The organism is Scandinavium sp. (genome assembly GCF_051650185.1).
GTDB lineage: Bacteria > Pseudomonadota > Gammaproteobacteria > Enterobacterales > Enterobacteriaceae > Scandinavium.
Map to the genome: position 1 here is coordinate 21,810 of NZ_JBOFIN010000066.1, position 20,253 is coordinate 42,062.

Here is a 20,253-nt window from a genome sequence, read left to right on the forward strand (position 1 = left end):
CCGGGCAAATTGGGAAAAAATGCCGGGTGGCGCTAGCGCTGACCCGGCCTACGAATCAAAGCCAGGTCCGGTCAGGCGAAGCCGCCACCGGGCGCTGTTCGGCATCAGAAATCGTAGCGCAGACGCACCAGATTCATGTCGCCCAGATCGTCGGTGCTGGACGTGAACACGTGTTCGTAATCCACCTGGAAGCCGTAATCCAGCTTGAAGCTGATACCGACGCCGTTATCGATACGCTGGTAGTTACGTCCGTTGACGTATTCCATGCGGTCGCCCATAAAGTAAGGCTGAACGGATTTGAGTCCGTACTGACCAATTGGGAATTTATAACCCGCGAAGTATTCAATCCCCCACGCGTCTCCCGCAAAGTAATCATCGACGGACACTTTTTTAGTGGTCAGGAAGTTCTGATACCAGCCGCCGCCAAACGAGAAGGTCCAGTTGTCCGGCGTGTAGCTCAGCGCCGTACCGACAATGTTCTGATCGTAGGTTTTGCTGTCGTTGTTACCTGGGTTGCGCATTTCGGCGCGGGTGTAGTTCCACGCGGTACCCCAGGTCAACTCATCGGAAATATGGTAATCGACACCGAGTGAGCCGCCGCCTTTACGCTTATAGCGCAGGCCGTTGCCCGGCAGATACTCGTCGTCGTTAAACAGGTAGGAAGCGTAGAGATCGACATTCTCCACGGTTTTCTTGTACTTCAGCATGCTGCGTGAACGGTAAGATCCGTCATAGTCGCCGTTGATCCCGTTACCTGGCGCCTGACCCAGCATGTCGTAATCCCAGATATCGGTTTTCGCACCGACAACGTCATAATAAACGCTGTTTTGCTGACCATAGGTTAACGTACCCCAGGTATTACTTTTCAGGCCGGTATATAGCATACGACGCTGAGTATTATTGGCCCCTTCGGCATAATGATTATCCCAGCTGAACAGTGCCGGAATATTGACGCCCAACTCGTAGTAGCTTATCCAGCTAATATCATCGAACAGATAATAATCCGCTGCGAAACGGAAACGAGTCCCGCCGTCAAAGCCATTGCGCTTATAAGAACCTTTATCGCCATCGCCGGTCATATTATTGAACTGAGGGCGAATACTGCCCCCGACGGTGAAGTTGAGGCGGCTGAGCGGGTCGCCAGCCTGAGGATCTTGTTTGAGGACGGTTATCTCAGCCTGGGCGGCCATTGAGGTTAATGCCACTGCAGCACCGATCGCAACAGACAGTGCTTTCATTGTTATTTTCATGTTATATCCCTGAGTAAATTAACAGACACGCATTTACCTAACGGATATTAACTTTTATAAATTTCGCTGTGTTGTTGTGTTTTTAATAAAACGTGCGGTTAAACATCGATATTTATCCTTACGTGCTTTTAAAATAAAAAAACCGGCACACTGGCCGGTTTTAATTAATGACGGAAATAAACTAAACGCTGAACTGACGGAATAACGCTTTACCTTTAAGCAGGCGAATTCCCAACCAGCCGCCACAAAGGGAAAGCAGCACCGCGCCGCACAGCGGTAAGGTCACCCACAGCCGCCAGTCTGGCTCCCAGGGGAAGTCAAAGACTTTGGTCTGCAATACCCCGAGTGCCGTTTCCGCGCCAATAGCAGCGACCAGCCCGGACACAAAACCAAGCAGCGCAAATTCAGCCCACAGCGTGGTTCGCAACAGCGATTTGCCTGCGCCGAGCGTGCGCCACACCACCAGCTCCTGATGACGCTGCCGCATACCGACCTGCACCTGCGCCAACAGAAGCAACACGCCACAGGCGGTCACCAGCACCACCATCACCTCCAGAGCGCGGCTAACCTGCCCCAACACCTGACTGACCTGTTTGAGGATCGCGCCAATATCCAGCAGGCTGACGGTCGGGAATTCGCGGTTCAACTGGGTCAGCAACGTTGTGCCGTTATCCCAGCGGAAACTCGTCAGCCAGCTTTGCGGCTGCCCGTCCAGCGCCCCTTGTGGGAAGATAAAGAAGAAGTTAGGCCGCAGGCTTTCCCAGTCCACCTTGCGCAGGCTGGTCACCCTGGCGCTGAACGCCTGCGTGTCGCCGGTAAAAGTCACACTGTCGCCCAGCGCAATATTCAGCCGTTTCGCCAGCCCCTCTTCTATCGAAACCTCGCCTGTTTTCGGCGGCCAGTTCCCAGCGGTCACTTGGTTATGATCCAGCTGATTTTGCCAGGTCAGATTCAGTTCACGGTTCAGCGATTCATCAGTGCTGCCATCTGTGGATTTGCCGTTAATCTCTGTCAGACGCGCGCGAACGATAGGGTAAAACGCCGAAGGAATAACCTGATGCTCAGCCAGGAACCCCTTCACCTGCCCCACTTGCTCCGGCGCGATGTTGATCAGGAAATAGTTCGGGCTTTCCGGCGGTAACTGCTGCTGCCATCGGTCGAGCAGATCGCCACGCAGCACCAGAAGCAGCGCCAGCAGCATGAATGAGAGCGAAAATGCCGCCAGCTGGCTGAGCGTCGACCAGGGCTGACGGAGCAAACGGCTCACTGCCAGACGCAGCGGCAGTGACTTCAGCGTCAATAGCTTCAGACCATTGAGCAACAGCCAGCCGACAATACCGCACAGCACGGCCAGCACGACGGCCCCAGCCAGCACCGACCAAAGCAGCATCGAACCGCCCATCAGCCAGGCCAGAAGCCCTACCACCACAACCACAATCGCCGGGATGTAAAACTTCAGCGGCCAGACATCCGCCACCGCATCACGACGCAGCACGCGCAACGGCTGGGTTGCCAGCAGCAAGCGCCACGGACGAAGCCCCACCAGCAGCGAAATCACCACCATCGCGCCGGTGGCCCACAGCCACGGCCACATACTGGCTGGCGGCAGCGCGGCAGGCAGCACCGGCTTTAGCAACACCATCAGGACTTTTTCGAACAATAATCCCATCGCGCCACCGGTGATCAGCGACAACGCAAGCAGCATCGCCCACTGCCCGAGGATCAGTTTTCGCAGTTGCGCTCGCCCTGCGCCAAGCGTTTTAAGGATCGCCACCAAATCGTACCGACTGCGGCAGTAATGCCCCATCGCCACAGCGACGGCAGCCACTGCCAGCAGTAAAGTCAGCAACGCAGAAAGCAGCAAGAATTGCTGTGAACGCTCCAGAGATTTGCCGAGTGCGCCTTCATCCTGTTCAAGGCCAATCCAGCGCTGATCGGGTTTGAGCTGCGGCAACAGCCACGCTTCATAAGCGGCTATCTGCTGCGGCGTGCCGCCAAATTTATAGCGCCAGCTCACGCGGCTGCCGGGCTGTACCGCGCCTGTTTTCGCCACATCGGCGACGTTCATCATTAGCCGGGGTGCCATCTGGAAAGGGTTAAATCCCGAATCTGGCTCCTGAATCACTTCGCCGGCGATCTTGAGTGTTGCATCACCCACATCAATAGAATCGCCGACTTTCAGGTTCAACAGCGCCATTAAGCGCGGTGCTAGCAGCACGCTGCCCGCCTGCGGCTTCAGGCCCGGAGGACGCGTATCCAGTTCGCCATACATCGGATAAACATCGTCTACCGCTTTCACATCGGCAAGCTGCGGGGTATCGCCTGCGAAGGTCATGGTGGCAAAGCTGAGCTGCTCGCCCACTTTCAGGCCAGATTCACGGGCTTTATCCAGCCATGCAGCGGGCACTTCCCGCGCGCTACGCAAGGCTCTGTCGCCCGCCATAAATTCACGGCTTTGCTGGCTAAGCCCTTTTTCCATTCTGTCGCTGATATTGCCCAACGCCAGCACGCACGACACCGCCAGGCTCAACGCCAGCCAGACGATCAGTAACGAGGGCGACCGCCATTCTCGCCAGAACCAGCGGGCAATCATGACTCTTCCCTCAACTGGCCGTTGACCAGACGCAGACGTCTGTCGCAGCGTGCTGCCAGCTCAGGATCATGCGTAACCAGTACCAGCGTCGTGCCATGTTCACGGTTGAGGGAGAAAAGTAACTCAGCAATGCGATCCCCGGTTTGTCTGTCGAGGTTTCCCGTTGGCTCATCGGCAAACAGCAAATCAGGCCGGCCGTTAAACGCGCGAGCCAGCGCCACTCGCTGCTGCTCACCGCCGGAAAGCTGCGCCGGAAGGTGATGCAGACGCTTACCCAGACCCAGCTGTTCTAACAGCGCTTTGGCATGAGTGCGCCCCTGGCTGTCAGTTTCCCCACGCAGTAACGCAGGAAGCTCAACGTTTTCCAGCGCATTAAGCGTTGGGATCAGCATGAAAGACTGAAAAACAAAGCCGACATGCCGCGCGCGTAAAGCCGCCCGGGCTTCCTCATCAAGCTTATGCAACGGTTGGCCCATCAGATTCACTTCACCGCTGCTGCCATCGTCTAAACCAGCCAGAATCGCCAGTAACGTCGATTTCCCGGAGCCCGATTCACCCACCAGCGCGAGCGTTTCTCCCCGTTTGACAAGCAGCTCAACTCCGGTAAGGATGGAAAGCTCCTGCTCACCCTGACCGACGGATTTCTTAAGATGATGAACTTCAAGTATGTCATCCATTGATTGACTATCTCATTGAAATTTAAAAAATAAAAATAAAAAAATGTATAAGGGGACAGATGGAGGGACTCCATCTAATCATCAAGCCCGCTTCAATGCAGCTCGTTTCGGCTTCTCTGGTGCCCTCATGTACAGCACGCCACCAGCGAGGGACACAATGAAATCATCGACGTAATTATCAAGACCATACCACAGGCTTTGCTGTGCTATCCCTTGATGAGGTAGGTAAATATCCATTCCATCAAGCGGGGAGGCATCTTCAGGTATCTCGCTATTGGGGTAAGCCCCGGAATAGTCATCAGGGTCGCCATGCCGCCAGTATTCTTCGTGAGTAATGCCTGAGTTGACGAATGTCAGCACATTAGACGCGCACGCCGCATCCACCAGCGTAGTCACCTCCTGAATAATTAGCCCTGAAATCATGGGAGGGAGCTGTTCGGTGTCTATGTCGTTGACAATGGTTCGCGCATATACCCGGTATCGTGTATCAACACCCTGATAGCGATAGCGCTCGATGAAGTCCACAAGTAAGCACAGCGAATCAGAAAGCTCTCTACGATCTTTCTCTGCACTTCTCCTAAATTGGATCGCCATCAAATCAGAAAGAATGTTCAGGTAAAACGGATTCATATTGCTAAATCGAGCCGTGAGCTCCTCCACGGCATTTTTTATGTATGCCTCGTATTTTTTCTTGCCTTCAGCGTTTAGAGTGTCTCGCGCTGCCACAAGTTGTCCTCTAACATACCCTAACCCTGCAAGATATGCGTTAAGTGATTCAGTGGGATGGGTATCATAAAATGCCTTGATAGCATGAGCACGAAACCCCAGCGCAGTAGCTGGTGATGGGTCGAACTCAATCGACTCAGAAAATATCTGTCGATTTTCTTCCTGCTCATGGAGTTGGCGCATAGCGCCAGTGAGTTTGCGTGCTGTGGCGGCGGCTTCAGCCGCAAATTTTGTGCCGCTCATGTGTCGAGGGTCGATGTGTGCCATAGTGCTCCCTAGAGCGGTGACGGAAAGGGCCTAATTATTGAAGTGTATTAGCTTGGACTCGAACTGACAGTTTCCTTGACAGAATACAATCGAAAATGACCGTCCGCTCTGAGCGAGGAGCGGACGGTCACTATGGGGTCCGCTTGGAAAACGGAAATTATCCTACTCTAAGCCTGCTTATTAACCAACAGAAGAGTCAACGGCCAGTTGTGGACGAGGATTTGGTGACGATCAGCACGTCACCGGTTTCCATACGATCAAGCAAACGGATAGCTGAGCGCCTTTCAGCCCATCGGGGTTCATTTACGAATAGGTCCGCACCGTCAAGGATTTTAAGCGGCTATATCTGGTTGTCGCTTAATTTGACTGTCAATGATATCGAACATCCTTTCGAAGAGACCATCATCCTTTTTAGCCCAGAAGGTATCAAGATCATCTCCTCCCCATATCTCATGGGTATGACAGACAAATTCAAGTAACCCGGTATCATGTTTAGTGAAATCGATAAACGCCTTAGTGTCCTGATTGACTATCATTTGATAAAATAGGGCCACTTTGCACGTGCGTCCATTAATATTATACATTGATAAAAACTCATTGAGATGCGAACGCAATAGCGTAAGGTCCGAATGTTCAGTGATCCGGTGATGGTATAAAAAAATAAAATCCTTCACCCCTCTAAATTTTTGCAGACGAGAAATGCGACGTCTGAAAGCTCGACTATCTTCTTTCACCCTTAATGGATCATGATGTGCAAATTCAAATCCCAGCATATGGCGAGGGCTGTATTGGCCAGCGCAATCTTTATAATAGGTTGAGCGTACAACAGAATGCACCCCATCAGAAAAATGTTGTAAATTTTCTTTTTTCAGAAGGTTTTTATAATCATCTTTTTCCATCTGAATGATATATTCAATATTGGAGCGCCCTGAGGAAAAAACTGAGCTGAATGATTTTCTGTTATGCCTCCGGAGGATATCATCGGGCAGACAATTTTCGCCAAGAGAAATCCAGACTTCATCGAGCGTTAAGTTATGTCTGTTTTTCCACTTCATATTTGCATTAGATAATGTTCGCTTAACTGAGCGAAGGTTATCCTTAAGGTATTGTATTACACGTTTCATTAATAGCTCCCGGTTTATTGCCTTAAATTCTTACGACAATGAATATCGTAATATTAATTATCATTGGTTGATTTCACTATATTCAACGGGATATGCTGCATGTATTGCAATCGTACCTGCAACAGCAGTCTCAATAGCTGGGGAAATGTCGAGGGTATAGCGTCCATCACGGACATATGTACCATTCGTAATGGTCGTCAGTAAATCATTACCATTTGCACCTGCTCCCGGAATAATTAATCGTGTTCCTGCATTTTTTAGATGATTAGTCTGACTCCAGTCATAATTAGCCGTCTGGATGTAAGTTTGACCAGCTGCAACGGATTGAATAAGCTCAGTGCCTGTAATACTGGCCCCTGATTTTGTCACCCGATAATATCCTCCACTAAGTTTCCATAACTGGCTTCCCTGGCTGAATTCACGGCCTGAAGGGAAACTATCATCCTGGAGAAGATAAACCTCTGCCGGTGCTGTCATCAGGGGCCCACGATGCCCGCCGGATTCAGAAACCATCGCAATGGAGAAGTTGTTGCCAGTTTCAACGAGCTTGTCCACATACATCTTTGTCACAGATGCATTGACCGCAGGCTCATTAAGACATAGCACGTCCACCCAATGCGTGCAGGTAAACGACTGCCGTGTGTATACCCCCCCTCCAGATCCCTCTCCATCACTGTGTCTTCCAATACAGTCCAGAGAGCAGCAATAAATATTTCTGAAAACTGAAACAGGGGGCAAACCACGCCAGTACAGAACATTACAGCGAATACTTTCGACTATAGTGGTGTTCTCCCATCCATCACCACCTGAAGTAGATACTTCAATGTTTCCGCTGACTGAATCGATGTTTTTGATGGTAAAAAAGGTGGGGGGGCCCGCATATACGCCACTATTGTTCCCCCAATCCAGCACCAGGAACCGGGAAGAAGGAGGTACAGGCTCCCCGGTCAGTCCATTAACAGAAAAACGTTTACAACCGTAGATTACACAGGCCCCAGAAATAATACCTGAACCTGTTGAGCGCGATGAGTCTGGATAACATATGTTATTGATAACAGAAAAATCCCGGCATAACTCCATATGAATACACTGGCGGCACCCTGAAATAAAGTTATCCTTGACAGTGAAATTAGCAGCATAGTTTTCATCAGGCGCATTGACACCGTAAGGAGTTATCCCCGAAATCCCGATGCCAATCCCCCAATTTGGACCAGCACCATCAATATTTGCGATGATATTGCCTTCAATAGTCAGCCCCTGTTCGTAATGCCCGTTAACCACATTGAGTTCAATAGCATCACCAGCAGTATCATGAAATGAATTAAAAGATATTATTCCAGAAACCAGATAATAACTACCGGTTCCTTGTTGTAGAATGGCATAGTTACAGTTGTAGAATTCGTTATTAACACAATTTAACCTGGTTGTATTTTGCAAATCGCGAATAAGAAGTGCTGCCGTGCTGGTTTGTCCATGAATCTTATTGTTAATTAATGAACAGGACCCTCCTTTTATTTCAATATGAGGTCCGTTAATATCAATGTTTTCAATAATAGCATCGGTTAAATAAATGGTCCCTGTCCCAATGAACTCTCCACCGATCCAACGAACCGAATTCAGTGTTATTGACTCCGTAAGGGTATAGTTTCCCCTACCCATGATTGTAACGTTATTTTCACTGGCGAAAGAAAGGCAGGCGTTGATGTCCTGCATGGTTATATTCGTCGGGTCGGATGCAAAAAGCTCTGGTGAAATAACAGGGGCTGTTGTCAAATCAATTTCGTTGGGTAAGGTTGAACTAGCCAAGATAATAACCCTCTGTGAGTATTTGTTATAAAACAACATGTCGTGAGTTGGCCTATGGGTAGGTTACCCATCTGGCTACAAGTGTAATCGTTTAATAGCAAGCAAGGGATATAGAGAAAATCCTAAAACCTCTTTTTATTGGGTTCGCTCACAACATTGATTTTCAGGACAAGAGTGGATCGACCGACGTAAATCCTATCCCTAGGTGCCGTGGACGACAAAATTTGAGTACAGTAAAAGCAAGGAAAACACTGTACATCATGATCAAGTGACACTTGGCAAATCTATAGCATCGTAGGAATGTCCGCTGTTGGCACGGAGCAGACCGCCAGCTCGTGTCCGGCTGTGTGCCATAGCAGTGTCAGGTCAAACCTGAGCTAATACACTTAAAGCTGTAGATTCTTGTCTTGCCTGCCTTAATGCCTTTCGACTCCAGCACCCTGACGATTTCTCCATAACGCAGGCCATCGGCCGACATATTTCTGATTTCTTCTTCATGGGGATGCCTCGGCCTTCCCATATGGACACCTTCAGCCCGAGCGCGGGCCATTCCTGCGAGTCTACGTTCATCGGTAAGGTTCCGTTCCATTTCCGCAAACCCAGCCATCATGTTGAGCATCATTTTTCCCACTGGAGTACTTAAATCAAAACCCTCTCGCAAACTAACAAGCCTCGCGCCCATGGCGGCAATCTCATTGGTCGTATTCAACACGTCCACAGCATTGCGCCCAAGCCGGTCTATTGCGGCAACTACAAAGATATCACCTTCACGCGCTTTGCTTATCGCAGTGCGCAAGCCGGGTGATCAGCTGATACCACCGAACCACTAACCGCCTCATCGACAAATTCCAGCCCCTTACCTACCTGATAGCCCGCATCGGCTATTTGCTTGCGCTTGTTCTCAATGGTTTGGTCAGCGGTCGAAACTCGCAGGAAGGTAATGACTGACATTTTTCTCTCTTTTATCGTTCATAAAGCTCAGTTCGGAATCATGCCGTTCGAAAATCACCCAATCAATCTTTTAGAACGCCGGAATGGGCTGTTTTTACATGGTTCGAAAAGGATATCCTTTGCGAACACGTGCCAGATAATATTTTTGGAGGGCATGTGCGAAAAGTGCGGGCTGCACCTAACCTTGAAACGAAACAAATCCATAGCTAGTACTTCTTTTCTCGCCGCTCAGTCCGGGCGGCTTTTTTTGGTATACCTGTTTGCCGAATAACGGCTTGATTTTGTTTGACGCACATTCGCGATGTGATTGGGGGTCGCAATGGATATTGATGAAAATCAGCTCTGGCAAAACTTCAGAGGTACATTAAAAAGCCTACTGGATGAGGCAGATATCACACAGGAACAGAGGGATTTTATTTTTCACAATCTTGAAGATAGTGAGCGGGATAATGTGATCGACATTAATCGAAAAATACCTGATTAGTGGTTTGCGGTGCCGGGTGCCTCCCGGTGGGGGCAAGACAGCAACTCATCCCCGCGATGTAAACATACAGTTATCAGTAATGACAAGAATCATCGCTAACAGTTGTAGTACTGCTGTTCGCCCATCCGCTTAGGTGGATTCACCGCCTTAGTAGCTTAACAAAAAAACTTATTGCACCAAAGGGAGTACGCGCCATGAGTTAAAATCTTTGAGTAATGCTATCTAGTAAGTAGGGTTAAAACCCCAGTGAGCCTTGACGATATCGCGCAGCTTTGATTCGGAAACCATCAGATTGGCCCGTCCAATAGGAGGGAGAAGAGCAAAGGCGTTATTACCTTCGAGTTTTACCACTCGCCACCAGTACCCCAAGTAGAATAACCAGTTCATAAGTACCATCCTTGTCAACGCCAATCGTTATATTTATTTTTGGATTTTTCCGATGCAAAGTCTACGAGAATCCACTTAAAGAGCATGGTTATTTTAAGTATAAGAGCCAGTTGACAGACAACCCGCACCCGTAGCCTTCAGCCGCCCACCAGCGCCACAAACCTAATAGGACTACTGAAACCATTTCGGCGGTATCACTGCTATGGTTGGGAAAGTGCAGCCTGCCTGATTGGTATAGTCCTGTTTGCGGTGACGGAAAGGGGGCGGTTAATTACTGCGGGGCCTCAACTTTGAGGACACCCACCGGAACCCGTTGAGCAAGTGAGTTTGCCGGGATTCTGTCGTCAGTGCTCTCAGTGCCGGGAGGTGCTATCCGTTGGCGACGTGGTGTAGCCACTTTCCCTATTTTGTAGCCAATGTAGCCACCTTTGTAGCCACTTTTTCAACTCTCATTAGTTCCAACAAAATCCAGTCGAATAAGGCTTTGCCGGGTGGCTACATGGCTACACGGAAAAACCATATACATGTATAGATGAAATCATGATGGCGCGGTCGGGATTTCATTACCCGATAAAATATTTTCCCATATGCGAGAGCAAATCCCGTGTAGCCATGTAGCCACATGCATATATTCACCATTTTAAAACAGTAACAATATAATTTATATGAACTTTAAACATTATAAATATGGCTACAAAGGTGGCTACAAATTGCCATTTTTTGGCTACATGTGGCGTTTTAATTTGTAGCCACCTCGTATACTTAGAACAAAAAAAGAACGTATCACAGTCAGGAAGTGTCGGCTCGTTGGGTTGAGCTCAACAAATGAGCAAAAAATTATTTTTGCGGAAACCACAGAAAGGAGGGGCTAGCGCGGTGAAATGCAGCCCTATTCCGTTAAGGCTGCTTTTTTTCGCTTTGTGGGTCTACTGGAGAGGTGGGGCGTGGGTTATAGCTTACTGGTGGCTATATGGCTGCAATTCCCCACTGTCTGCCACAGTCTGATAATCAACGCCGAAATCAATATCCGTCCTTAGCCCGGCTGGGTAGTGTCGCTTATACTGAAATGGTACGGGGTGTATCACACCTTCCGGGACAGGCTCCACGCTTCCGACTGGCACAAGCTCGCCATCATGTTCAACAATAAATGGGATGCGCCTGCCGTCTGTCGTGATAGCAGCTTCGATGTATGCGCCGTTATATGGGTCGTTACTGATATGCAGCCCCAGAAGTGCCGTATTGCTTGCTTTGTTCTCAGTATTCATATTGTTATCTTCTACATTTGATTGCTACGCTGTGGACTGATTAGGATCCAAATCCATCCACGCCGGAAATAACTACCAATCTGACGTTTGTCCTGCCTTCTTTATGCCCTGTTCGAACCTTGAGCATCATCGTCGCATTGGATTCAGTCATTGGCTTATCGCCATCGGTTACAGCGTTAGGCCACTCATAGCGCCCGGCCTGTCGCATTGCTTCCAGCTTTTTCATGTAGCTCATTGATGGCATAACGGACTTTATGAAATCCGGGCGCAATAACCATACTGGATAGGAATCGTCACTATCTTCGCTGATTCTCTTCGTCTCAAAGAATCCCGCCCGATTGTCGATGTAGCGGCTATCCGCGCCGTCAGTGATGTTTTTCGGGGCAATGTGGGCACGGTTTTCCACAATGGCGGTGTGAAGCGCGTCAGTGAATTTGCGGGCATCACGGTTCCCGGTGCCGTTATGCTCTGCGTATGCGTCAATCAGCGCGGTAAACGTGGAGGTAACATCACCATCAGTAAAACCAGTGACGTGCTGCGTTAGCAAGCCGATGGCAAAGACCGGGGCCAGCTTTGACAACGCACGAATAACAACGGGGTCGGTTGTCTGCTCTTTGAGCCAGTTCATAAAGCCACTCACCTGCTCTGCTATCTTCTCTCGCAGTTCGGCGTTATCAATATTGCAGAACTCAGAAAGCGCGGCATCGAGTGGCGCACCGTAGTACCGGGCGGCGTTGGCTTCAAATGCTTCCACGAACGAACGGGGGTCCGCATAACCATGAAGCTCGGTATATGGGATAAACGGAATATCAAGCAGTCGCGCCCCAACGCCGCCCGACGTATCACCACCTTTCGACTCGATGAAGGTCTCTGCTGACAGCTCGCCAGAGGAGAGGATAGCCGTTTCATACCGTGGCGTTTTGGTGAAGCCATAGCCAATAGGCTTGCCCTGAATCTTGCCACTGCCCTCACTCAGTTCGCGGAAAGTCTTGCTGAGTTTCTGGCCTTCAGAGCTGTCGCCCGTCCCGGCAAGCTGCAATTCATCAAGAATGAGTAATCCGTTATTCATCGCTGTCGCTATCTGGGTCAGGCCGTAACCCGTGGCTGACCATCCATACATTGAGCGGTCTGGTTTACCCAGTACGCTGGCAGCGCCTTTTAATGCCGTTGTCTTACCCTGAGTGGTTGCCCCGAAAATGTGTACTATCGGCATTTCAGCTTTCGCCTTGTCGGTCGCCATCCGGTAAAACGGTGCAGCGAGCGCATACAGGATGCAGAAAACCATAACGGGATTGCCTGCTGCCAGTGCTGCCACGTTGTCGCGCCAGTCATCGAGCGCGGTGATGGAAAGCGGGGCAACATCTTCAGGCAGGGTTAGCAGTGCGCAATGCGTGCTGGCGTTAGGGCCGTAGGTTTTCCCGTTCAGTGACGTGAAGTTATACCGCGCCTTTCCGCCCTCATCCTGCAATCGGTGCCAACCGGGGAGCAGCGAATAAGTAAAATCAGGGACGGGCTTCCATGAAAATATCGTTGCGATCATCTCCATGGCCTTTGTGCTCTGGTCTGGTGCGCCACCAATAGACGCCAGCGCGGTGCGGATATACTTCGGGGTAATCTCACTCTGCTTGATGGTGATGCGTCTGCCCGTATCGCTTTCCAGCGTGAGACAGGCTTCACCTTCAACACTGCCGCGCCCGATAACATCCACGCCCACACAAATTACAGTGCTGTTGCAGTCTGTAACCCGCTTTTCGTCCTCTTTCCCACGCACAGACGGCTCGTGCATGATGTAAGCCTTGCGCTGGCTGCGGCTCTGGCAAAGAATCCAATGAATACAGGCGTATAACGCTTTAATGCTTACAAGGTGCTGCGGGATTGCGTCGCGCGTCAGGTTCCATTTTTCAAAGTCGTCAGAGACGCCCATGCTGAAATCATAGCCAGCCGGAACGATGGCGATGCGTTGCTTTTTGGCGGTTGTTTCATGGTAAGGCGCGTGAATGGTTGCAGGGGCCGCACCCTTCTCGTCCCGCTCCTTTCTGGCCTTCGCCAGTTCGCGGTTAAACTCTTCAGTCATACGCTCAATGCCTGCCTCTGCCCGCACATCGTCCCAGTCCTGTTTTTTACGTCCCAGACAGCCCGGAAACACCACCAGCGCACCAGATTCACGTGCGGCCTCTTTGGCTTTAAGAATGCCTGTATTGGCTTTTGTCTTGCCGTTGGCATCAACATCGCCGGGGGCGTGATAGTCATTATCTGCGGCGATGACTATCTCAAGTGCCGGAAAACGCTCCCTGAATGCCGTGGAGACGCTTATCAGGTTGACCGCATTCATTGCCGCAATAACGCGAGAAAACGGCGCAGAGATCGATACACTGAGCGCGGTGGCATACCCTTCGGCAATGATGAGGGTGTTATTAGGCTTTTCGGGGGTGCTGACAGGAATAAACATGCCAGCCACTGGCAGGCCCTTCATCGGGTCTTTACTGCGTCCGTCAGGGAACGGAACCGCCAGCAGGCGCTGTACGTTCACCAGTTCGCCATTGATATTGTGGATTTCAGCAATCCCGGTGCCATCAGCAGTGACGGAAAGGCGCTGATATTCAGAGGCGAAGCCTTTGCGGGTCAGGTACAGACATTCCCCCGGACTCGCGTCGCTCAGTAGTTTGTGCATCAATTTGCGGGATTCTGCGGCCTGCTGCTCTGCCCCGGCTTCCCGTTCGCGCCGCTTTTCGGCTGCAATCCGCTCGTTCTCTTTGCGCTGTGCGTCCATTGCTTCCCGCTCTTCGCTGGTCATGCTCTGCCGGAAGTAACCCCAGCCGCAGGCCTCATCAATAATTTGCGCAGCCTGTTTAATTTGCTTTCCGTCTGGCTTGTTGTCTGGCGCACAGCCGCAGCGCATACGAGCCACCAGTTCAAGCATGTTAAATCCAATGCCAGCCGCGCCACAGGTGCAGATATACGAACCGACTTTCTTGCCATTGTCGTAGATTCTGAAGCTGTCAGCGTTGCCACATATCGGGCAGGTGTGTTTTTTGGAACCCTGCGGCTCAGGAATGCCCAGCGGGGCAAGCGCGTCGCGCCAACCCTCCGCCATGATGCGGGCTTTCACCTGGCTAAATGGTGTATTCGTGGTGATATGTTGATTCATGATGGTGCTCTCTTGTTCCGATTCAGCCCGTCCGTGGACTGCTGGTAACGGCTTTGCTACTGCTGGGGTTGTGGTACTGAATTATCCGGGGCTGACATGCTCACAATGGCGGTTTTGGCGTCAGCCTTCAGCCATCGATAGCGCCGCCCGCCGTGCCATGTCACCCCGCAAACAGCCACCAAAGCGCCGGGAATGAGCTTGCTCAGGGTCTCCATCGCAGTGATGTCGGTAGGACATATCGACATAGTTTTCATGTCGTAGGGGCGTGGATAGCTGGTTTCCTCCACGCGAACGCGAACGGTGTAGCCGCGATCACCTCGATTGAGAGGCTCAATCACGGTGGCCTTTACTGCATGTCGCCCCCTGTGCTCTGCGGCTGCGGTTGCAAGCCCTGCATCTCTTCTTGTTTGTGCTGCTCCAGTCGCTTTGCGCTTTGCAGCAATTCGCCGCCGTCTAGCGGCGCTGATTTTCTTACCCATGTTTTTTAGCCTCCATGGCTGCCAGTTTTTCCATAACAATCGATACGGGCAGTTTCCCGCCCTCCTTGACGTGCGTAACAAGAAAATGCTGTTTGTTGTACAGCGCTTTACCTTCCTTGATTTCAGTCTTTAAGCCGCTTTCCAGCCGGATAGTCAGCGTGTCGAACTCTGAATACCAGCGAAGTGATCCCCGGTGAATCTTGCCGCTGTCGAACAGACGCAGGTAAGTGCCAGCCGGGACGGAAGGGGCATTTGATTTGGTGACGATGACATGGATACCTAAGTACCCGGTTTTCTTTCCGTAGATGTGCTTTCCGAAGCGCTGGCACTCAAAGCCTTCGGGTGGCAGGCCGTTGCGGAACTGGTTGCTAGACACGGCCTGAGCGCGGTAAACGTGCTGCTGTGCAATCTCTTCCTGATAGGCCACCAGCGCAGATTCACCGGACAGAACGCCAGCCGCAGCGGTTGCGATGCTCTGCTCTTTCAGGAGATGCAGGGCGGCACTGGCAACGTCGCGCCACTCATCAGGCAGGACAGCCTTACCCGCATTGCTGCGGGTGATGAGTGCGGCGTAATGGGCATTGATAGCGCTGGCGGTGCCTGCTGCTGGGTAGATTGATGATGAGAGCATATCAATAATCCTCCCCAGCAATGATTACTGCGGCTTTGCGGGCTAGCCAGCTTTGAGACAGGGCAATGAGCGTGGCCTTACGATCGTGATAACTTTGCCCGGCCTCGATAAAGGCGGTATTCGTCAGCTCCAGATAGGACATGTGCATCAGTTGGAAGCGGTTCATATGGCTGCGAGGACTGCCGGAATAGCCGTTTACCTCTGCCCACTTTTTCGCAGTCAGCCCGGCCAGCACCATGCGGTCAATCATGGTTGACTCATTAGCGTAGTGGAAATCCTTGGTTTCCTTTCCTGCTGCGGCTCTGAGGCGTATCAGGGCATCGCACATGGTCTTATAATGGTCAGCAACATGAAGGTTTATTTTTAGGTCGCGGCGATGGTCTGCTGCCTTCAGTGGTGCGACCTTTCTAAGCTCCTCCTCGCATTTAATGAAATACTGACGAATGGCGCGGCCTTGTTCGGTGCTTGCCACCATCGCCAGCTCTTTAGCCATGCTCAGAGTGATTAGGTAATCATGTGTGACTTGCTGGCGGCTTTTTGCGCTACTCAATTTTGAGTCGCTCAAAATTTCAACAATCACATAATCAACATCCTTGCCGAACTTGTATTCGGCAATGCGGCGCTTAATCCAATCGCTGAATCGTGTATCAACTCCCAGCGCAGAATGCAGGGCGCGAGCGCTAACGATGCTGGTTTCAACCTTGTTGATAATCGCAGTGTCGACGGGAATGATGCTGGCGAACGTCTCGCCAGCGGTTACAACGTTGGATACGGTCTGAGATGTGCGGATGGTTTTCATTCGCCACCCTCCACAACTGCATAACCGTTAGCTTTGGTTGAATCGATAAGCCACTGTTTAACTTCATCTTCACGCCATACGCTGATACGTGGGGACAATTTGGCCGGGACGGGGAAGGCTCCTTTGCCCATATGGGCATAGATCACCTGCTCGCTGCGGAATACGATTTCTTTGACTTCGTCTAAGCGAATCCACTTGTATTTAGGGTCGAATGGTTGCGGGTTCCAGCATTGTGGGGACATAGCCATTATGCAGCCCCTCCGTTCTGGATGACGCCAGCGAAGGAAAGCACGTATTGACGGCTCACAGTTTGACGGGCAGCGCGTTCGGTTGCGGCGGTGATGCGCAGCATTATCGGGTGGGGGGATTTGAGGTTTGCACGCTCAACGGCGGCAAAGATGAAGGTTTTTAGGCGAGCGTGGGCGTAGACAGCCATGGTGGCGATCTCCTTTGACAGTGATTTTAAATCACCACCAAACGACGCCAATCGTTGGGTGGTGAGACTGATTGCGGATTGGCGTACCGGCGTCAAAGGCTCCCGGCGTCCCGTGAAGGACCCCACAACCAGCCCCACCATTGTAGGCATGCTGATTTTAGACAATAAAAAACCGCTATTCGCGGCGTAATTATCGCCTTTGACTATTACCAGACGCCAATCCGGTACACCTGATTTTGCAGGTGCTGGCGAATGATCTTTCAGATTGGATAGTGTTGTCAACATAAAAACGCCCCTCATTAACTATTGCTGTGTCAGTGAGAAGCATTTTGGAGATTTGTTTTTCCCGGTTGCGTCAGCCGCTAGCGACCGCAATTGTAAATATTGCAGCCATTTGAATTTAAATGACTAAATTAACAATGCCACTCACCTTTTGTGACACTGTCGCAAGTCCTTCGTATATCGCTCAATAGTTCTTTTGCCTGGTAGATTCCACCTCATTAGCTGGAGCAATCTCATAAGGTCAGGAATCGATATGCCGGGGTTAGCTATATACTGCTCCCGAATTTCATCACGCCCCGCAATAGTGACTACAGGCTGGGTGCCCTTGCCTCCGCTGGTTCTCTGGGTATGCTCCATCTTTGCCCAGTGCCGCATAATTCTACAGCTCTCGGCGAATGCGTTATCAAGCTGCCAGCTTTCCAGCGCAGTTTTAATTATTGCAGGCTTTTCTTTATGGTTTGAGGTGTCGAGATTCACGCCGACTGATTTGCATATAGCGGCATAAAGGCCGCCCGGTTCGTGTCCGGGGGTTGTTATCGTGCCTTTCAGATTGAGCATTGTTTCCATTGTGGCGATATTCTCCATGACCTGATCCGCAATCATTTCGATGAGCGTGGCTGCAAATTCGCAAAGAATCTGCCGTGTTACATCTTTTGATGCGTACAGGTCAGCAGACACACCGCCGATATATCCATAGTTTTCACGATACTGATTAACGTACTTATCAAGTAGAAAATCCGTAATATCGTGGGGCCGTAAGTCCCCTTGGATGGCTATTGGATCCTCTCCCCTCAACAACTCGCTTTCACATGTCTTGAGTTGCTCAAATTGTTTATTCGCAAGGAAAAGTTTGATTCCGAGCTTCGTTATCTCATTGGCTTTCGCGCTCATCATCCTTTGTAAATGATCGGTCTTGCGTGGCTTTTTATGCTGCTCATCGTCGTTGCGTTCAGTCATGAGAACCACCAGCGGTAACGGAAAGAGGGGTTTCGGCACGATGCAGTTCGTCGATGTGGTCCGCGTACCACTGGAGCATCTCGCGGCGGTTGTCGAGGTATTGGGCGTGATTGTATGTGCTGCGGATTGTGTTTTTATCGGCGTGCGCGAGCTGGGCCTCAATCCAAGCTGTGTTATAGCCCTGCTCATGCAGGACGGTGCTCATGGTGTGCCTGAAGCCGTGCCCTGTGGCCTCCTTTCCGTAGCCGCAGCGGTGTATCAGATTACCAACAAGTCCGGGGGACATCGCTCGCAGCGCGTCACGTTGGTTTGGGAATATCAGGCCGTGCGGCCCGGTGATGGAGTGCATGAATTTGAGGATATCGAGCACCTGCCGGGAAAGCGGGACAACGTGCGGCCTATCCCCCTTCATTCGCTCGGCGGGGATGCGCCACAGTGCGGCATCAAAATCCACTTCAAGCCATGCCCCTTCACGGGCTTCAGTCGGACGCAATCCGGTAAGCATCAGGAGGCGAATTAACGATATGACAATCAGGCTTTCGCCAGACGTTGTGAGAACGCTCAGAAACGCCCCTATCTCTGAGGCGTCTAATGATGCGAAGTGACCTTTTTTGTGGCGTTGTAGTGCGCCTGTTAAATCTCTGGCGGGGTTATATTTGGCCTTGCCAGTTATTACAGCAAAGGCGAAAACCTCTGAGCATCTGGCGCGTACATTTCCCGCCACCGTTGTCGAACCTTTGGCCTCGATTTTCTTCAAGAGCTTGAGGACATCAGGCGGTTCAATATTCGCCACGGGACGGCTGCCGATAGCGGGCAGGATGTGCATATCAAACAGGCGTGTTATGTTTCGCGCATAACTATCAGCCCATCGGGAAACTCTGGACTGATACCACTCGGAGTAAACGTCTCTGAATGCGCTGCCTGAGCGGTTTGATTCAATCGCTTTGGCCTTCTCATCGACTGGACTGATACCTTGCGCTACTTTCGCACGAGCGTTCGCGGCCTGTATGCGGGCAGCAGACAGGGTAACGTCCGGGTAAACACCTATGGATAATTTCTGTTTTTTGCCGTTCAGGGTGTATCTGAAGCGCCACAGCTTTGAGCCGTTGGGTTTTATGAGGATTGCCAGACCACCGCTATCGGTAATCATGTACTCGCGTTCTCTGGGAGAAGCGTTTTGGATGTGGGCATTGGTTAGCAAAGCGTGTCCCTCGGATTCTGATTTTTTTCGAGGTTACTCCAGAGGGACACTTTTTTATACTGTTACCGTGATATTCTCTCAGCATTAAACAGAGTTGAGATTCACCACAAACTCAGTAAAAACGAGGGTTAGCCTGTGATTTCAATCAGCTTCAAGAGGTTAGGAAAATCTATCAAGTATGTTTTCCGCTGGCATTTGCCTTTCCTGTTTCTGATTCTGTTAAGCTTTCGCGCCGCGGCTGCCGACACGCTGCTGATTCTGGGTGACAGCCTGAGTGCGGGCTATCGCATGGCGGCAACCGCCGCATGGCCTGCGCTGCTGAATGAAAAGTGGCAGCCGAAGACGGAAGTTGTCAACGCCAGTATTAGCGGTGACACCTCGCAGCAGGGGCTGTCGCGCCTGCCCGCCCTGCTGAAACAGCACCAGCCCAAATGGGTGCTGGTCGAACTTGGCGGCAATGACGGCCTGCGTGGGTTCCAGCCGCAGCAAACTGAAGAAACCCTGCGCACCATTCTCACCCAGGTCAAAGCGGCCAACGCCAAACCCCTGCTGATGCAAATTCGTCTGCCTGCAAACTATGGCCGTCGGTATAATGAGTCATTTAGCGCGATATATCCGAAGCTTGCCAGCGAGTTCGCTATTCCTCTGTTGCCGTTTTTCATGGAAGAGGTCTATCTGAAACCGCAGTGGATGCAGGATGATGGTATTCACCCCAATCGTGACGCCCAGCCGTTTATCGCCGACTGGATGGCGACACGCCTGGCTCCCTTAGTTAAACACGACTCCTGAG

The 20,253-nt window shown here is 51.1% G+C and carries 19 protein-coding genes; 2 read left to right on the top strand and 17 right to left on the bottom strand.

Annotation, left to right across the window (positions count from 1 at the left end; translation table 11 throughout):
- Positions 1-104: 104 nt before the first annotated feature.
- From ACRCWW_RS08225 to ACRCWW_RS08260, 8 genes are all read right to left on the bottom strand, one after another.
- Entirely contained in the window at positions 105-1,250 is a 1,146-nt protein-coding gene (locus tag ACRCWW_RS08225; RefSeq protein WP_438681968.1) for a porin, read from the bottom strand.
- 181 nt (positions 1,251-1,431) lie between these two features.
- Complete coding sequence (gene ybbP, locus ACRCWW_RS08230) at positions 1,432-3,843, bottom strand: putative ABC transporter permease subunit YbbP (RefSeq protein ID WP_438681969.1); 2,412 nt, start codon at positions 3,841-3,843, stop codon at positions 1,432-1,434.
- Positions 3,840-4,520, bottom strand: coding sequence for a putative ABC transporter ATP-binding protein YbbA (gene ybbA, locus ACRCWW_RS08235; protein ID WP_438681970.1), 681 nt, complete (start codon positions 4,518-4,520; stop codon positions 3,840-3,842). The genes ybbP and ybbA overlap by 4 nt, the downstream gene beginning before the upstream one ends.
- An 81-nt stretch (positions 4,521-4,601) precedes the next feature.
- Positions 4,602-5,513: a hypothetical protein gene (locus ACRCWW_RS08240; protein WP_438681971.1), complete on the bottom strand. Its 912-nt coding sequence runs from the start codon at positions 5,511-5,513 to the stop codon at positions 4,602-4,604.
- A gap of 332 nt (positions 5,514-5,845) precedes the next feature.
- Entirely contained in the window at positions 5,846-6,637 is a 792-nt protein-coding gene (locus ACRCWW_RS08245) for a DUF1796 family putative cysteine peptidase (RefSeq protein ID WP_438681972.1), read from the bottom strand.
- 60 nt (positions 6,638-6,697) lie between these two features.
- A complete protein-coding gene (locus tag ACRCWW_RS08250; protein WP_438681973.1) occupies positions 6,698-8,443 on the bottom strand; it encodes a hypothetical protein in 1,746 nt (581 codons plus the stop codon).
- Between the two features lie 361 nt (positions 8,444-8,804).
- Positions 8,805-9,239 (bottom strand): recombinase family protein, encoded by a 435-nt coding sequence (locus tag ACRCWW_RS08255; protein WP_438681974.1) that lies wholly within the window; start codon positions 9,237-9,239, stop codon positions 8,805-8,807.
- Complete coding sequence (locus ACRCWW_RS08260; protein WP_438681975.1) at positions 9,224-9,394, bottom strand: hypothetical protein; 171 nt, start codon at positions 9,392-9,394, stop codon at positions 9,224-9,226. Before ACRCWW_RS08260 ends, ACRCWW_RS08255 begins: the two co-directional genes overlap by 16 nt.
- Before the next feature lie 319 nt (positions 9,395-9,713).
- Here ACRCWW_RS08260 and ACRCWW_RS08265 point away from each other — a divergent pair, with 319 nt between their 5' ends.
- Positions 9,714-9,878 (top strand): hypothetical protein, encoded by a 165-nt coding sequence (locus ACRCWW_RS08265; protein ID WP_438681976.1) that lies wholly within the window; start codon positions 9,714-9,716, stop codon positions 9,876-9,878.
- A gap of 1,343 nt (positions 9,879-11,221) precedes the next feature.
- On the opposite strand, the gene ACRCWW_RS08270 is transcribed toward ACRCWW_RS08265, so the two are convergent.
- The 9 genes from ACRCWW_RS08270 to ACRCWW_RS08310 form a co-directional block, all read right to left on the bottom strand.
- Entirely contained in the window at positions 11,222-11,530 is a 309-nt protein-coding gene (locus ACRCWW_RS08270) for a hypothetical protein (RefSeq protein WP_438681977.1), read from the bottom strand.
- Between the two features lie 40 nt (positions 11,531-11,570).
- Entirely contained in the window at positions 11,571-14,678 is a 3,108-nt protein-coding gene (locus ACRCWW_RS08275; protein ID WP_438681978.1) for a DUF927 domain-containing protein, read from the bottom strand.
- Positions 14,679-14,734: 56 nt separating this feature from the next.
- A complete protein-coding gene (locus tag ACRCWW_RS08280; protein ID WP_438681979.1) occupies positions 14,735-14,923 on the bottom strand; it encodes a hypothetical protein in 189 nt (62 codons plus the stop codon).
- Positions 14,924-15,149: 226 nt separating this feature from the next.
- Positions 15,150-15,788 carry a hypothetical protein gene (locus ACRCWW_RS08285; RefSeq protein WP_438681980.1) on the bottom strand — a complete coding sequence of 213 codons (639 nt, stop codon included), beginning with the start codon at positions 15,786-15,788 and terminating at the stop codon, positions 15,150-15,152.
- A 1-nt stretch (position 15,789) separates the two neighbouring features.
- Positions 15,790-16,587, bottom strand: coding sequence for an antA/AntB antirepressor family protein (locus ACRCWW_RS08290; RefSeq protein WP_438681981.1), 798 nt, complete (start codon positions 16,585-16,587; stop codon positions 15,790-15,792).
- Positions 16,584-16,835, bottom strand: a complete 252-nt coding sequence (locus tag ACRCWW_RS08295; protein WP_438681982.1) for a helix-turn-helix transcriptional regulator — start codon at positions 16,833-16,835, stop codon at positions 16,584-16,586. The genes ACRCWW_RS08290 and ACRCWW_RS08295 overlap by 4 nt, the downstream gene beginning before the upstream one ends.
- Positions 16,835-17,308, bottom strand: a complete 474-nt coding sequence (locus tag ACRCWW_RS08300; RefSeq protein ID WP_438681983.1) for a host cell division inhibitor Icd-like protein — start codon at positions 17,306-17,308, stop codon at positions 16,835-16,837. The genes ACRCWW_RS08295 and ACRCWW_RS08300 overlap by 1 nt, the downstream gene beginning before the upstream one ends.
- 141 nt (positions 17,309-17,449) lie before the next feature.
- Entirely contained in the window at positions 17,450-18,262 is an 813-nt protein-coding gene (locus ACRCWW_RS08305; protein WP_438681984.1) for a hypothetical protein, read from the bottom strand.
- Positions 18,255-19,463 carry a tyrosine-type recombinase/integrase gene (locus ACRCWW_RS08310; protein WP_438681985.1) on the bottom strand — a complete coding sequence of 403 codons (1,209 nt, stop codon included), beginning with the start codon at positions 19,461-19,463 and terminating at the stop codon, positions 18,255-18,257. Before ACRCWW_RS08310 ends, ACRCWW_RS08305 begins: the two co-directional genes overlap by 8 nt.
- 144 nt (positions 19,464-19,607) lie before the next feature.
- On the opposite strand from ACRCWW_RS08310, the gene tesA reads away from it, so the two are divergent.
- A complete protein-coding gene (gene tesA / locus ACRCWW_RS08315) occupies positions 19,608-20,252 on the top strand; it encodes a multifunctional acyl-CoA thioesterase I/protease I/lysophospholipase L1 (RefSeq protein WP_438682009.1) in 645 nt (214 codons plus the stop codon).
- The last annotated feature ends 1 nt before the right edge of the window (position 20,253 follow it).